The 14588-nt window shown below is 63.6% G+C and carries 13 protein-coding genes; 10 read left to right on the top strand and 3 right to left on the bottom strand.

Annotation, left to right across the window (positions count from 1 at the left end; all coding sequences use genetic code 11):
* Window positions 1-52: 52 nt before the first annotated feature.
* The 5 genes from DK842_RS22915 (at window position 53) to DK842_RS07165 (ending at window position 4563) form a co-directional block, all read left to right on the top strand.
* Window positions 53-793 carry a hypothetical protein gene (locus DK842_RS22915; RefSeq protein WP_145963988.1) on the top strand — a complete coding sequence of 247 codons (741 nt, stop codon included), beginning with the start codon at window positions 53-55 and terminating at the stop codon, window positions 791-793.
* Between the two features lie 9 nt (window positions 794-802).
* Complete coding sequence (locus DK842_RS07180) at window positions 803-1270, top strand: hypothetical protein (protein ID WP_198414652.1); 468 nt, start codon at window positions 803-805, stop codon at window positions 1268-1270.
* Between the two features lie 658 nt (window positions 1271-1928).
* Window positions 1929-2504 (top strand): phage tail protein, encoded by a 576-nt coding sequence (locus DK842_RS07175; protein ID WP_114060845.1) that lies wholly within the window; start codon window positions 1929-1931, stop codon window positions 2502-2504.
* The gene (locus tag DK842_RS07170; protein WP_114060844.1) at window positions 2504-3937 is read left to right on the top strand and encodes a gp53-like domain-containing protein; all 1434 of its coding nucleotides are present in this window, start codon (window positions 2504-2506) and stop codon (window positions 3935-3937) included. The genes DK842_RS07175 and DK842_RS07170 overlap by 1 nt, the downstream gene beginning before the upstream one ends.
* 56 nt (window positions 3938-3993) lie before the next feature.
* Window positions 3994-4563, top strand: a complete 570-nt coding sequence (locus DK842_RS07165) for a DUF4376 domain-containing protein (protein WP_145963987.1) — start codon at window positions 3994-3996, stop codon at window positions 4561-4563.
* A gap of 114 nt (window positions 4564-4677) precedes the next feature.
* Here the strand turns inward: DK842_RS07165 and DK842_RS07160 are convergent, their stop codons facing one another.
* The 3 genes from DK842_RS07160 to DK842_RS07150 are packed head-to-tail and all read right to left on the bottom strand — an operon-like array spanning window position 4678 to window position 10422.
* Window positions 4678-6078: an efflux transporter outer membrane subunit gene (locus tag DK842_RS07160; RefSeq protein ID WP_114060842.1), complete on the bottom strand. Its 1401-nt coding sequence runs from the start codon at window positions 6076-6078 to the stop codon at window positions 4678-4680.
* Entirely contained in the window at window positions 6071-9214 is a 3144-nt protein-coding gene (locus DK842_RS07155) for an efflux RND transporter permease subunit (protein ID WP_114060841.1), read from the bottom strand. The genes DK842_RS07160 and DK842_RS07155 overlap by 8 nt, the downstream gene beginning before the upstream one ends.
* 20 nt (window positions 9215-9234) lie before the next feature.
* A complete protein-coding gene (locus DK842_RS07150) occupies window positions 9235-10422 on the bottom strand; it encodes an efflux RND transporter periplasmic adaptor subunit (RefSeq protein WP_114060840.1) in 1188 nt (395 codons plus the stop codon).
* Between the two features lie 210 nt (window positions 10423-10632).
* Here DK842_RS07150 and DK842_RS07145 point away from each other — a divergent pair, with 210 nt between their 5' ends.
* The 5 genes from DK842_RS07145 (at window position 10633) to murA (ending at window position 14562) form a co-directional block, all read left to right on the top strand.
* Window positions 10633-11280, top strand: a complete 648-nt coding sequence (locus DK842_RS07145; protein WP_114060839.1) for a TetR family transcriptional regulator — start codon at window positions 10633-10635, stop codon at window positions 11278-11280.
* Window positions 11281-11364: 84 nt separating this feature from the next.
* A complete protein-coding gene (locus DK842_RS07140) occupies window positions 11365-12267 on the top strand; it encodes an ABC transporter ATP-binding protein (protein ID WP_114063659.1) in 903 nt (300 codons plus the stop codon).
* Complete coding sequence (locus DK842_RS07135; protein ID WP_114060838.1) at window positions 12264-13019, top strand: ABC transporter permease; 756 nt, start codon at window positions 12264-12266, stop codon at window positions 13017-13019. The genes DK842_RS07140 and DK842_RS07135 overlap by 4 nt, the downstream gene beginning before the upstream one ends.
* A gap of 30 nt (window positions 13020-13049) precedes the next feature.
* Entirely contained in the window at window positions 13050-13295 is a 246-nt protein-coding gene (locus tag DK842_RS07130) for a BolA family protein (RefSeq protein WP_114060837.1), read from the top strand.
* Window positions 13296-13308: 13 nt separating this feature from the next.
* Window positions 13309-14562 carry a UDP-N-acetylglucosamine 1-carboxyvinyltransferase gene (gene murA, locus DK842_RS07125; RefSeq protein WP_114060836.1) on the top strand — a complete coding sequence of 418 codons (1254 nt, stop codon included), beginning with the start codon at window positions 13309-13311 and terminating at the stop codon, window positions 14560-14562.
* Window positions 14563-14588 lie beyond the last annotated feature (26 nt).

Here is a 14588-nt window from a genome sequence, read left to right as displayed (position 1 = left end):
GCATCGTCAGGATATCGCACCGTTTTGATGTACCTAACCTCAGGGGATGACTATGAGTTTGGAAGGAAAGATTGCCGAGCTGGTGACGGCGACGAATGGCTTGATCAGCACCTTTATTGGGAAGCGTCAGGAAATAGATAAGGCGGTGGAGAGGGCTGTAGCCACTATTCCTCAGAATAAAAGAACCTACTATGTTGATGCTTTGTCAGGATCGGATAGCAATGTAGGTGGTAAGGAAAATCCGCTAGCATCAATGCAAAAAGCATTGGATTTGACTCCTGTGGGGGGCGTTTGCGATGTTGTTTTGTTGGAAGACTACGTTCTTAAAAAAAGTATAAACGTAGATGGGCGATATCTGTGGCTAAGATCAATAGCAGATCGTCAGCCGAGAGTAAGGCTATTAGTAGATTATTATCCAGGGAATATGGAGTCAGTCCTTGGGCGATTTGGCTGCTTTCGAGGTGGGCAGGTGGAAATCAATTCAGTCGATATTGTATTGCCATCCGCTAAGGGAGTAACTCCCATACCTCCAAATAGTCATAGTAATTCACTCGTGAATTCTGCTATGAATGGTGGGCAGTCAATTGTGTCTTTGAAGTTGAATTTGTGTAATGTCATTGCTCCCGATGATTTTATTGGGTCTTTAATCGGCTGCCCTACTAGCTTCTTGGTTTTGCAGTGTAATGGTGTTGGTTTTCCAGAAAATTTTGGCGGGAAATATATTCATCAAGTCGCAGCAAAGACAGATCCTGCGACGTTGGTGAATGCTAGAACTAATTTGAAAAATCTATAAGGAGTGGATATGAATTTTTATAATATTACCGTGACTTACGGAGATATGACTTACGCGGGTTACGAGTTCGATCAACTGCCATTTGGCGCAGCAAAGGCCGCCACGGGCATGTTGATTGATGAGGCCGCCGATTTCGCCCGTCGGCGAATCTTGAGCGACTCGTTCCGCGTGCTGGAGTATGCCCGCGCGGCCAGCGAGGCGGCGGCATTCAAGGCAGCGGATTATCAAGGTGAGATGCCCCGCAGCGTGAAGAGCTGGGCGGAGGCGGCGAAGCTGGCGCCCAAGGAGGCTGCGGACAGCATTCTGCGCAAGGCGGCGATGTGGGACGACGCGATGTACGAAATCCGCGATCTGCGGCTGAAGGGCAAGGCCCGCGCGCTGGCGACGGAGAATCATGAAGCGGCGAAAGCGGTTGTGGTCGCCACTACCGATGCGATTTACCTTTTGGCCAAGCAAAACGCAGGCATCGATTTGTAAGCACATGGGCTTAGGCGCGCCAAGGGGCTTGGCCTAAGCTTGCCCCGCGTTGTCTTCGCATCCAGTCGGCTTATCCCCCGAGCCGATTGCCGCCGGGTTTCTCTCCCGTGCCCGGCGGCTCCCCTCAATGCTTCTCAAAATCTGCTTGTCCATCCTCTCCAGCTTTTTGTCTCCTGATTTCGCCGTTTGCCTCATCCCCTGGTGATGATCACGGACTCTCTCTTTCAGCTTCTTTCTGCCGTTCTCTTTTTCGCCGTCCCGGCGACAAACCCTTCCCCGATTTTCCCCTTTTCGGCTTTCAGGGGCCCACCCATGCTCCCCTCTCATTTCTCCGCGCCTGATGCGCGCGCGTCATCCCCGCATTACCAATCCGATCAACCACCCCATCCTCAAGCGCCTAGCCAGCCAGAACCCGCTCAACTGCATTGCCGCTTCCGTTCGCTGGCCGTGCTGCGCGTGGCTATGCACGCCCGCTGACTTTTCTCCGGCGGCCGTTCCGCCGCCATTCCTCCCTTTCCATTCGCGGACCGCGCAAGCGCTCCGTCCCATCCCTCATCCCCGTTCAAGCACAAGGAGGTCTCCATGCATCTGCAACCCGGCCTTCGCCCGCGCCGTCAAGCGGCGACGGGCGGATATCCCCTGCCAGAAGGCGCGCGCGATGACTGACGCCATCCCCTCCATCCTGGCGCGCGACCAGCGCTTCGGGCCGCTGTCCCGGCTCACCGAGCGGGTGTCGGACCTTGATCTGTCGGTGTTCCTGGTCAACCTGATCGACACCGTGCGGCCGGACCTGCTGCCGCTGCTGGCCGAGCAATTCCATATCCACGGCGAGGAAGGCTGGACGCTGGCGGAGTCCGACGATGCCCGCCGCGCGCTGCTGCACAGCGCCAACGAACTGCATCGCTACAAGGGCACGCCGTGGGCGATCCGCGAGGCGATCCGCCGCCTGGGCCTGGGCGAAGTGGAGCTGATCGAGGGCCTGGCCGGCCAGCAGCGCAACGGGCTCATCCGCCGCAACGGCTACTACGTCCATGGCGACCCGAACAGCTGGAACCAATACCGGGTGCTGCTGAGCCAGCCCATCACCAACGACCAAGCTGCTCAGCTGCGCCGCATGCTGGCGCTGTATGCGCCGGCGCGCTGCCAGCTGGCCAGCCTGGAGTACCAAGCCGTGGCCAATCGCCACAACGGCGTCATCCGCCGCAACAAGCAATTCAACCGAGGGACTGCCTGATGGCCAATCTGCAAGAAAAACCCGCCTGGGAGGCGGGCGTGTATCAACTGGAAACCTCCGACCCGGTCTTGGCCGGGCCGGACGGCATCGACAACCTGCAAGCCAAGCAGCTGGCTAACCGCACCGCGTTCCTGAAAAAACAGATCGATGATCTGGTTTCCGGCGCGCTGACCGCTGAATACGCCGACAGGCTGAAAACGCCGCGGAAGATAGAAATGACCGGCGATGGCAGCTGGAATGTCGTCTTTGATGGCAGCGGCAACGCCAGCGCGGCGATGACCCTGCGCGACAGCGGGGTGGCGCCGGGCGACTACGGCATGGTGACGGTGGACGCGAAAGGCCGCGTCACCACCGCCCGCGCCATCGTTCCGGATGACGTGCCGGCGCTGGACTGGAGCAAGATCGCGTCCGGCAAGCCGGCCACGCTGGCGGGGTATGGCATTGCCGATGGCGCCAGCAAAACCGATCTTCAAAACGCGGTGAGCGGTTTGGTATCGGGCGCGCCGGCGAATCTGAACACGCTGCAAGAACTGGCCGCTGCGGTAAACAACGATCCCAAGTTTTCGTCGACGGTGGACGGCAAGCTGGCCGGCAAGGCAGACAAGGCGGTTACGCTGGCTGGCTATGGCATTGCGGATGCCGTCAGCAAGAGCGATCTCAAGTCTGCCGTCGATGGCAGCAACAGCGGCAAGGCGGACAAGGCGACCACGCTGGCAGGCTACGGCATCACCGACGCCCAGCCCGCGAGTCCCGATCTGACCGCGTTGGCCAACCTGAAAGGCGCGGCCGGCCTTTACGTCAACACCGGCCTCGGCGCGGCGACAGTGCGCAGCCTGGCCGCCGGCCAGGGCATCGCCGTTAGCAATGGCGACGGCAAGGCGGGTAATCCCACCGTGGCGTTGGCCAACAGCGGCGTAGCGGCCGGCACTTACGGGATGGTGACGGTGGACGCGATGGGCCGGGTGACGGCGGGGCGGGCGATGGCGGCGGCGGACGTGCCGGCGCTGGATTGGTCCAAGATCGCCAGCGGCATGCCCAACTCGTTGGTTGGATATGGCATCACCGACGCCGCAGCCATAAATGGAAATGGCTCGAATACTTTCAGCGTGGCAAATGCGACTTCGGCTGCCCACGCTGTCGCATATGGGCAATTTGCTAGTGCATTGGCGCTGACGGGCTATCAGTATTTGCCAAATGGCATGTTGTTGCAGTGGGGCAAGACGCCTGCTATCGCCGGCGCAACTTCATATACAGGCAATTTTGCCATCGGCTTTCCAAATGGCGTCTTTTCCATGACGGTGAGTTCGTATCTGGATACAAATCACTCGGAATTCTTTAATGTGTTTGTCGTCAGCAATGCCCAATATCGTATTACGAGTGGAGCCGTGGCGGCGGCAACCGCGCCAGCAACTTGGATTGCAATTGGTTATTGATGTTTTATAGGGTAACCAGGGGTTTGTTATTTCAGCTTAATTATTTGAGGTATAGAATGGGACAGAAAATCGCAGCATTTAATGAGAGTGGGGAAATTACAGCGTTTTATGATTCTATCGATTCCCCGCCAAAAGATGGAGAGAACGTTATCTCTATTACCGATGAACAATGGCAAACATGCCTGAGCCAACCGGGCTGGACGGTTGTGGACGGCACGTTGTTTGCGCCGGTTCCGCCCTCGGAGGCGGAGCAGTTGCGGCTGGCGCAGCGAATCCAGTGCCAACGGCTGCAGGCGGCGTGCGAATTGGCCATCATCGCCGGCTTCGCGTCAACGGCGCTAGGGGCGCAGCCCAACGCTTACGGCAGCCAATTGACCGACCAAAACAACTTGTTGTCTGCATTGTCGGCGGCGCAAGGGCAGCCGGCCAGTTGGAGCACGCCGTTGTGGTGCGCCGATGGGAAAGGAGAGTGGGCGTTTCGGCCTCATACCGCCGCGCAGGTGCAGAGTGTGAATCGGGACTGGTTGGCATTTCGCACCGCTTTGCAGCAACGCTATGCCGAGCGAGTGTCGCGGGTGCAGGCGGCGGTTACCGCTCAGGCAGTCCAGGAAGTGGCTTGGAAGTAACGTCAGCTATTGGTGCTCGCGCCATAAAAAAGCCCCGCGGCCGCGGGGCTTTTCATTACGAAAGGTTGGTAAGCCTTTCCGCAGGGTGGCATGCGGATAAGAGCCGCGCGCCGCCTACCGCTTGTCTGCCTCCCACCCCCCGCCCAGCGCCTTGTAGACGCCGATGGTGGCGTTCAGCTTGTCCAGCTTGGCGTTGATCAGGTTCAGCTCGGCCTGGAAGCTGTTGCGCTGCGCGTCCAGCACGTCCAGATAGCTGGCGTAGCCGTTGTCGTAGCGCAGGCCGGCCAGCTTCAGCGTCCGGTTCAGCGCGGTGACCTGGGTGGTTTGCGCCTGCAGGATGTCGCGGGCGGCGCCGTTGGCGGCCAGCGAGTCCAGCGCGTCCTTGAACGCCGACTGCACCGTCTTCTGGTACTGCGCCAGCGCCTGCTTCTGGCCGGCCGTCGCGGCGTCCACGTTGTAGCCGGTGGCGCCGAAGTTGAAGATGGGGGCCGCCAGGTTGCCGGCGAAGCTCCAGGTGCGGGTGGGGCCGGTGAACAGGCTGTCCAGCGACAGGCTCTGCGACCCCAGCGCGCCGGTCAGGCTGATGCTGGGGAAGTAGGCGGCCTTGGCCACGCCGATGCGGGCGTTGGCGGCGATCAGCTGCTGTTCGCTGGAGGCCACGTCCGGCCGGCGCTCCAGCAGGCTGGACGGCAGGTCGGCCGGCACGTCGGGCGGGCTGGCCAGGCTGTTGATGTCCTTGCCGCGGACCAGTCCGCCTTCCGCCAATTGCTTGGGGCTGTGGCCCAGCAGCACGCCGAGCGCGGTTTCGGTCTGTTCCAGCGAGCGGGCGATCTGCGGCACGGAGGCGCGGGCCGACGCGGCTTCCACCTCGGCCTGGCGCTGGTCCAGCTCGGAGATCAGGCCGCCGTGAAAACGCTTGGTCTGCAGCTTCAGCGACTCCTCGCGGCTTTGCAGCGTGCGCTTGGCGATGTCCAGCTGGGCGTCCAGCGCCCGCATCTGGAAGTAGGTTTGCGCCACCTGGGCCGACAGCGCCAGCTGGGCGGCGTCGCGGTCGTAGCGGCTGGCCTGGTAGCCGGCGCGCGCCGCTTCGTTGCCGCGGCGCAGCTTGCCCCACAGGTCCAGCTCCCACGACGCGGCGAGGTTGGCCGAGCGGGCGTCGCTGATCAGCGGCGAGGCCGGGTTGGCCAGTTCGCGGGAGCTGCGGCCGCGCTGGTAGCCGGCGTTGGCGTTCAGGGCCGGCAGCAGCGCCGCGCGGGCGATGCCGGCCTGGGCGGCGGCCTGTTCGACGCGGGCGGCGGCGGCCTGCAGATCGAGGTTGCCCTTGACGGCTTCTTCGATCAGCTGGTTCAGCGTCGGGTCGTCGAATCGTTTCCACCAGTCGGCGTCCACCGCCGGCGCCTGGGCGCCGGCCTGGGCCGCCGGCAGCTCGACCTTGGGCCGGCTGTAGTCGGGGCCCACCGCGCAAGCGGACAGCGCCAGCGCGACGGCGACGGGGATCAGGGCGCGCTTAAGCATCTGCGTTTCCTCCGGCCTCGGCGTTTGGCTGAGGCTTGTTCTGTTTGCTGAGCTTCATGATCAGGATGAAGAACAGCGGGATGAAGAAGGTGGCGATGAAGGTGGCGGCCAGCATGCCGCCGATCACGCCGGTGCCGATTGAATGGCGGCTGGCGGAGCCGGCGCCGCTGGAAATGGCCAGCGGCACGCAACCCAGCACGAAGGCCAGCGAGGTCATCACGATGGGGCGGAAGCGCAGGCGGGCGGCCTGCAGCGCGGCCTCCATCAGGTCCATGCCTTCTTCCAGCTTTTGCACCGCGAACTCGACGATCAGAATCGCGTTCTTGGCCGACAGGCCGATCAGCGTCACCAGCGCCACCTGGAAGTACACGTCGTTGGCCAGGCCGCGCATCCAGTTGGCCATCAGCGCGCCGAACACGGCGAACGGCACCGCCATCAGCACCGAGATCGGCAGGCTCCAGCGTTCGTACTGCGCCGCCAGGATCAGGAACACCATGATCATGCCGAAGGCGAACACCAGGGTGGAGGAGCCGCTGGTGGATTTCTCCTGGAAGGCGGAGCCGGTCCAGGCCAGGCTATAGCCCTCGGGCAGCGTTTCCTTGGCCACTTCCTCCAGCGCGGTCAGCGCCTGGCCGGAGCTGTAGCCCGGCGCGGGGCCGCCCACCAGCTTGGCCGCCGGGAACACGTTGAAGCGTTCCAGCGTTTCCGGGCCGGTGGTTTGCTGGATGGTCACCAGCGCGGTCAGCGGGATCATCTGGCCAGTCTGCGAGCGCACGTAGACGTTGCGCAGATCGTCTACCTTGGTGCGGAACGGCGCTTCGGATTGCAGCTGCACGCGGAAGGTGCGGCCGAACTTGTTGAAGTCGTTGACGTACAGCGCGCCGAAGGTGCTCTGCATGGTGTCGAACACGCTGTTCACCGGCACGCCCAGCGCCTTGGCCTTGTCGCGGTCCAGCTTGACGAAGACCTGCGGCACGCTGGCGGAGAAGGTGGTTTGCACCCCCTTCAGCTCCGGGCGCTTGGCGGCGGCGGCCACCATTTTCTTGGTGATGTCGCCCAGCTCGGCCGGGGTGCGGCCGGCGCGGTCTTGCACATAGGCCTCAAAGCCGCCGGTATTGGACATGCCGGAGATCGGCGGCGGGTTGAAGGCCAGCACGATGCCGTCGGTGATGCCCATCGCGCCCTTGCCGAACACGTCCTTCACCACCGCCATCGACGACAGTTCCGGCGTTTTGCGTTCATTCCACGGTTTCAGCGTGATGAAGGACACGCCGGCGTTGGTCTTGTTGCCGCCGGACAGGATGTCGAAGCCGGCGAAGCTCATCCGGTCCTTCACTGCCGGGTTGCCCGCCATCATGGCGTCCAGCTTGTCCATGGTGGCGGCGGTGCGGGTCAGCGACGCGCCGTCTGGCAGGAAGGCGGCGGCCAGCACATAGCCCTGGTCCTCGTCCGGCGCCAGGCTGGACGGGATGATGCGGAACAGGCCGGCGGAACCCAGCAGCAGGCCGCCGAACAGCACGATGGCCAGCAGCGCGCGCTTGTTGATGAAGGCCACGCCGCCGGCGTAACGCTCGGTCAGGCGGTCGAACCAGTTGTTGAACCATTCGAAGAAACGGTTCTGGTGCTGGTGTTCGGACTTCAGGATCAGCGCGCACAGCGCCGGGGTCAGCGTCAGCGCCACGATGCCGGAAATCACCACCGACACCGCGATGGTCATGGCGAACTGCTTGTACATCTGGCCGGCAATGCCGCCCAGGAACGCGACCGGGATGAATACCGAGCACAGCACCAATACGATGGCCACCAGCGCGCCGGACACTTCCTGCATCGCCTTCAGGCTGGCCTCGCGCGGAGACAGGCCTTCCTGCGTCATCAGCCGTTCCACGTTTTCCAGCACCACGATGGCGTCGTCCACCACGATGCCGATGGCCAGCACCAGGCCGAACAGCGTCAGCGTGTTGATGGTGAAGCCGAAGGCGTACATGCCGGCGAAGGCGCCGACGATGGACACCGGCACCGCCAGGCAGGGAATCAGCGTGGCGCGCCAGTTTTGCAGGAACAGGAATACCACCAGGAACACCAGCACCATGGCCTCGCCCAGTGTCTTGTACACCTCTTCGATCGACACTTCCACGAACTTGGTGGTGTCGTAAGGGATGCCGTAGGACAGGCCGGTCGGGAAGCTCTTGGACAGGCGCAGCATTTCGGTTTCCACCGCCTGCGCGGTGGCCAGCTGGTTGGCGCCCGGGGCCAGGAAGATGCCGATCGGAATGGTGGGCTTGCCGTTGTGCTTGCCGTGGAAGTCGTAGGACAGCGCGCCCAGCTCCACGCGGGCCACGTCCTTCAGCTTCACCGCCGAGCCGTCCGGATTGGAGCGCACGATGATGTTTTCGAACTCTTCCGGCTCGGACAGGCGGCCCTGGGTGGTCACGGTGTAGGTGAAGTCCAGTTTCTTGGGCGTGGGCTCCGCGCCCAGCTTGCCGGCGGCGAACTGCGAGTTCTGCTCGCGGATGGCGGCGGCCACGTCGCTGGGCGTCAGCTTGAGCTGGGCCAGCTTGTCGGGCTTCAGCCAGATCCGCATCGAGTAGTCCTGGCCGGCGAAGTTGACCACGTCGCCCACGCCCGGCACCCGCTTCAGCTCGTCCACCACGTTGAGCAGCGCGTAGTTGCTGATGAACAGCGTGTCATGGCTGTTGTCGGGGGAGAACAGCGAGATCACCTGCAGGAAGGTGTTGGACTTCTTGCGCACGTTGACGCCCTGGCGCCGCACCTCTTCCGGCAACTGGGACAACACCGATTGCACGCGGTTGTTGACGTTGATGGTGGCCTGGTCCGGGTTGGTGCCGATCTTGAACGACACGGTCAGCGACAGCGTGCCGTTGCTGGCGCTGTTGGACTGCACGTACAGCATGTCGTCCACGCCGTTGATCGCCTGCTCCAGCGGGGCGGCCACGGTATTGGCGATCACCTCGGCGGAAGCGCCCGGGTAGCTGGCGGTGACGTTCACCACCGGCGGCACGATTTCAGGGTACTGCTCGATCGGCAGCGCCTTGATGGCGGCCAGACCCGCCAGCATGATCACGATGGAGATCACGCTGGCGAAGATCGGTCGCCGGATGAAAAAAGCGGAAAACATGTATCAGGTTCCCTCTGGGATTACTGCTTGGCCGCGGCGGCCGGCGCGCTGGCGTCGGCCTGGAACGGGTGAGGCTTGACCTCGGCGCCCGGACGCAGCTTGATGATGTTGTCGACCACAACCTGGTCGCCTGCTTTCAGGCCCTGCTCGACCAGCACGTTCAGGCCCACTTCCTGCGAAGTGACGATGGGACGCGGCGCGGCCTTGTTGTCGGCGCCCACCACCCACACCATCTTGCCCTGCTGCGTGGTCAGCACCGCGCGCTGCGGCACGGTGATGGCGGCGGTGCGCACCGCGCCGTTCAGCTGCACACGGACGAACTGGCCCGGCAGGATGCCGCCTTGCGCGTTGGCGAAGCTGGCGCGGGAGCGGATGGTGCCGGTGGTGGCGTCCACCAGGCTGTCGGTGAAGTTCAGGTGGCCCGTCTTGCCGTACATGCTGCCGTCCGGCAGCTTCAGCTGCACCTCGAAGCCGCCGCCGTTGGCCAGCTTCAGCTTGCCGGCGTGCTGCATCTTGCGCAGGTTCAGCATGTCGCTGTCGGACATGCTGAAGTTGACGTAGATCGGGTCCAGCTGCGAAATCTTGGTCAGCAGGCTGGCGTCGGCGCTGGTGGCCACCAGGCTGCCCTCGGAGCGCGCCTCCTGGCTGGTGATGCCGGAGATCGGCGCGGTGACGCGGGTGTAGCCCAAGTTGATCTGCGCCTGCTCCATCTGCGCCTGCGCGGCGGCGACCGAGGCCTTGGCGGCGTTGTAGGCGGCGACCGAATCATCGCGGTCTTTCTGGCTGACCGCGTTCTCCTTGAACAGCGGCATGATGCGGTCGTAATCCTGCTTGGTGCGCGACAGCTGGGCCTGCTGCACCTGCAGATTGGCGCGGGCCTGGTCCAGCGCCGCCTTGAACGGCTCGGGATCGATCTGGAACAGCAGGTCGCCGGCCTTCACCGGCTTGCCTTCGGCGTAGGCGCGCTTCAGCAGGATGCCGCCCACACGGGCGCGCACTTCCACCTCTCGCGAGCCGGCCGCCTGGCCGACGAATTCATACGACACCGGCACGTCGGCCGGCTGCACCTTGATCACCGCCACCGGCACCGGCGGCATCGCGCCGCCGGCGTGGGCGTCGGGTTTCTGGCCGCAGGCCGCCAGGCTGGCGGCCACGACGCCCAGCATCAGTCCGCGCGCGGCGCGCGGGAAAACTGCACTTGCTTGCATGATTTCGAGTCCTCGAAAGCAGAATCCGGAAGATTGATTGATTGTTATCAGGGGAATGGTCTGAGTTGTCATATCCCGAGCTTCCGCATTTTACATACATACGCGTCTGTATGTAAAATGAAGAAATGTCGAGCGATGTAACAGCTTTGCGATATCGACTAGAGACAAGCGTTAAAATTCATTAATTAGTACTAGTGTAAAGAACCAGGGATGGCACGGAAAACACGTGAGGAAGCGGAACAGACCCGCCAGCAGCTGCTGGATGCCGCCGAGCAGTTGTTCAGCGAGCAGGGCGTGTCGCGCACCACGCTGGCGGAAATCGCCACCGCCGCAGGTTTGACCCGCGGCGCGGTGTACTGGCACTTCCAGAACAAGCTGGATCTGTACCGGGCGATGCTGGATAGGGTGTCGCCGAGTTTCGACCATATGCGCGAGCAACTGTTGCTTGTCGCCAACACTGACCCGGCGCAAGCGCTGTGGCAGCACAGCCACCGCCTGCTGGGACTGATCGAGCGCAATCCGCAGGTCAGGCGCATTCTGCTGATCCTGTTCATGCGCAGCGAGCACGTCGGCGAGCTGGCGCCGATCCACGAAGAATGCGTCGCCCACATGCACGAGGCGCGCGGCTTGTTAAGCCAGGTGGTGAGCGCCGCCAAGAGCCGGGGGCAGACTTATGACTGCATCGATCCGGACGAAGTGGCGGTGGCATTGCAGTCGCTGCACGATGGCCTGATGAACCGCCTGCTGGTGGAGAGCCCGGGGCCGGACGCCACCCTGGCGGCCAGCCGGTTGTTGCAATATTTGTACCGCGGCATTTTCCTGCCCGCGGTGATGGAACAACTTACCACTTGCGGCTGAGCCGGCGCTATAATTGCGCTTTTTTCTCAAGCCACTAGCGCGGCCTTATCGATATGGCATCGCACTGGTGGCGTCATGGTTTTCATGTCCCACGCAATTGAAATCGAGGTCGTCAGCAAGCGCTACGGCCAGCTGCAGGCGCTGGACCGGGTGAGCTTCGCCGTGGAGCCCGGCGAGTTCTTCGCGCTGCTCGGCCCCAACGGCGCCGGCAAGACCACGCTGATCTCGGCGCTGGCCGGCCTGGCCCGCCCCGACAGCGGCAGCATCCGGGTGATGGGCAGCGACGTGGTGCGCGATTACCGCCAGGCGCGGCGCGCGCTGGGCGTCGTGCCGCAAGAGCTGGTGTTCGATCCCTTCCTGTCGGTGCGCGAGACGCTGCGCTTCCAGTCCGGCTACTTCGGCCTCTCCCGCAACGACGCCTGGATCGACGAGCTCTTGTTCAAGCTGGGCCTGGCCGATAAGGCCGACAGCAATATGCGCGCGCTGTCCGGCGGCATGAAGCGCCGCGTCATGGTGGCGCAGGCGCTGGTGCATCGGCCCCCGGTTGTGGTGCTGGACGAGCCCACCGCCGGCGTGGACGTGGAGCTGCGCCAGAGCTTGTGGACATTCGTGCAGGAGCTGAACCGCGCCGGCACCACCATCGTGCTGACCACCCATTACCTGGAAGAGGCCGAGGCCCTGTGCGGCCGCATCGCCATGCTGAAAAAGGGCAAGCTGCTGGCGTTGGAGAGCAAGGACAAGCTGCTGGCCCACAGCGCCCGGCGCGAAGTGGCCTTCAAGCTGGCGGGCGAGCTGCCGGCCAGCCTGGCGCCGCGCAAGCTGCGCGACGAAGACGGCCGCGCGGTGCTGCAATTGGCCGACCTGTCCGAACTGGAAGGCGTGCTGGCCGAGCTGCGCCAGGCGGGCGTGGATGTGCGCGAACTGAACGTGGTGGAGACGGACCTGGAAAGCGTGTTCGTCAAAATGATGAATGGGGGCGCGGCATGATAGGCTTCCTCACCCTGTTCAAGAAAGAGCTGGTGCGCTTCTGGAAGGTGGCGTTCCAAACCATCGCCGCGCCGGTGCTGACCGCGCTGATGTACCAGCTGATCTTCGCCCACGTGCTGTCCCGGCATGTCGAGGCCTATCCCGGCGTCGGCTACACCGCCTTCCTGATTCCGGGCCTGGCGATGATGTCGATGGCGCAGAACGCCTTCGCCAACAGCTCGTCCAGCCTGATCCAGTCCAAGATCACCGGCAACCTGGTGTTCCTGTTGCTGCCGCCGCTGACCGCGGCCGAGTTCTTCTTCGCCTACCTGCTGGCCGCCGTGGTGCGCGGCCTGGCGGTGGGCGCCGGCGTGCTCGCCGTCACCGCCTGGTTCGGCCTGCCGCTGCCGGCCCAGCCGCTATGGGCGCTGGCCTTCGCCGTGCTCGGCTGCGGCGTGCTGGGCGCGATGGGCGTGATCGCCGGCATCTGGGCGGAGAAATTCGACCAGCTGGCCGCCTTCCAGAACTTTTTGATCATGCCGCTGACTTTCCTGTCAGGCGTGTTCTATTCCATCAACAGCCTGCCGCCGTTCTGGTACGCCGTGTCGCACGCGAACCCGGTGTTCTACATGATCGACGGCTTCCGCTACGGTTTCTTCGGCCAGGCCGACGTCAGCCCCTGGCTGTCGGCCGGCGTGGTGGCGGGCAGCTTCGCGCTGCTGTGCGCGCTGGCGCTGGGCCTGATCCGCTCCGGCTACAAGCTGCGCCACTAACCTATTCGATATTCGCACCGGACAATCAAGATGACCCCAGAGCAAGTCAAACAATACATCGAGGCCGGCCTAGACTGCGCCTTCATCAAGGTGGAGGGCGACGGCCACCACTTCTACGCCACCGTGGTGTCCGCGGCTTTCGAAGGCAAGCGCCTGATCGACCGCCACCGGATGGTGAAGGAAGTGATCGCCAGCCGCCTGGCCAGCAACGAAATCCACGCGCTCTCCATCGTCAAGGCGGCCACGCCGGACGAGTGGGCCAAACAGCAAGCCTGAAAGCAAGATCATCATGGATAAACTGAAAATCACCGGCAACGGCCCGCTGAACGGCGAGATCCGCGTCTCCGGTGCCAAGAACGCCGCGCTGCCCATCCTGTGCGCCGGCCTGCTGACCGCCGACACCATGCGCTTCACCAACGTGCCCATGCTGCGCGACATCGCCACCACCCAGAAGCTGCTGCAAGGCATGGGCGTGCGGGTGATGACCGACAATGTGCACGAGATGGAAATCACCGCCTCGCAGCTGGACAGCCTGGTGGCGCCGTACGAGCTGGTGAAGACCATGCGCGCCTCCATCCTGGTGCTGGGCCCGACCCTGGCGCGCTTCGGCGAAGCCACCGTGTCCTTGCCGGGCGGCTGCGCCATCGGCAGCCGGCCGGTGGACCAGCACATCAAGGGCCTGGTGGCGATGGGCGCGGAAGTGTCGATCGAGCACGGCTACGTCAAGGCGCGCGCCAAGCGCCTGCGCGGCGCCCGCATCGTGATGGACATGGTGACCGTGGGCGGCACCGAGAACCTGCTGATGGCGGCCACCCTGGCCGAAGGCACCACCATCCTGGAAAACGCCGCCCGCGAGCCGGAAGTGACCGACCTGGCCCACTGCCTGGTGGCGATGGGTGCCAAGATTTCCGGCATCGGCAGCGACCGCCTGGTGATCGAGGGCGTGGACAAGCTGCACGGCGTGGAATACGCGGTGATGCCGGACCGCATCGAGGCCGGCACGTTCCTGGTGGCCGGCGCGATGACTCGCGGCCACGTGGTATTGCGCAACGCCGCGCCGCAGAGCATGGAGGCGGTGCTGGACAAGCTGCGCGAAACCGGCGCGCTGATCGAGTGCGGCGACGACTGGATCTCGCTGGACATGAAGCAGCGCCCCAAGGCCGTCAACTTCCGCACCCTGCCGTACCCGGCCTTCCCCACCGACATGCAGGCGCAGCTGATGACGCTGAACTGCGTGGCCGAGGGCGCCGGCGTGGTGACCGAGACCATCTTCGAAAACCGCTTCATGCACGTGCCGGAACTGAACCGCATGGGCGCCAACATCGAAGTGGAAGGCAACACCGCCATCGTCAAGGGCGTGGACAAGCTGTCCGGCGCCACCGTGATGGCGACGGACCTGCGCGCCTCCGCCAGCCTGGTGATCGCCGGCCTGGTGGCCGAAGGCGAAACCATCATCGACCGCATCTACCACCTGGATCGCGGTTACGAGTACATCGAGAAAAAGCTGGGCGCCGTCGGCGCGCTGGTCGAGCGCGTCAGCTGATCCTCCTCTCGATGCCTGTCAAAACG

Origin of the sequence: Chromobacterium phragmitis, from assembly GCF_003325475.1 — a bacterium.
Lineage (GTDB): Bacteria > Pseudomonadota > Gammaproteobacteria > Burkholderiales > Chromobacteriaceae > Chromobacterium > Chromobacterium phragmitis.
Note: the sequence above shows the minus strand (reverse complement) of the source record. Positions and strands in the feature narration are given on the sequence as shown.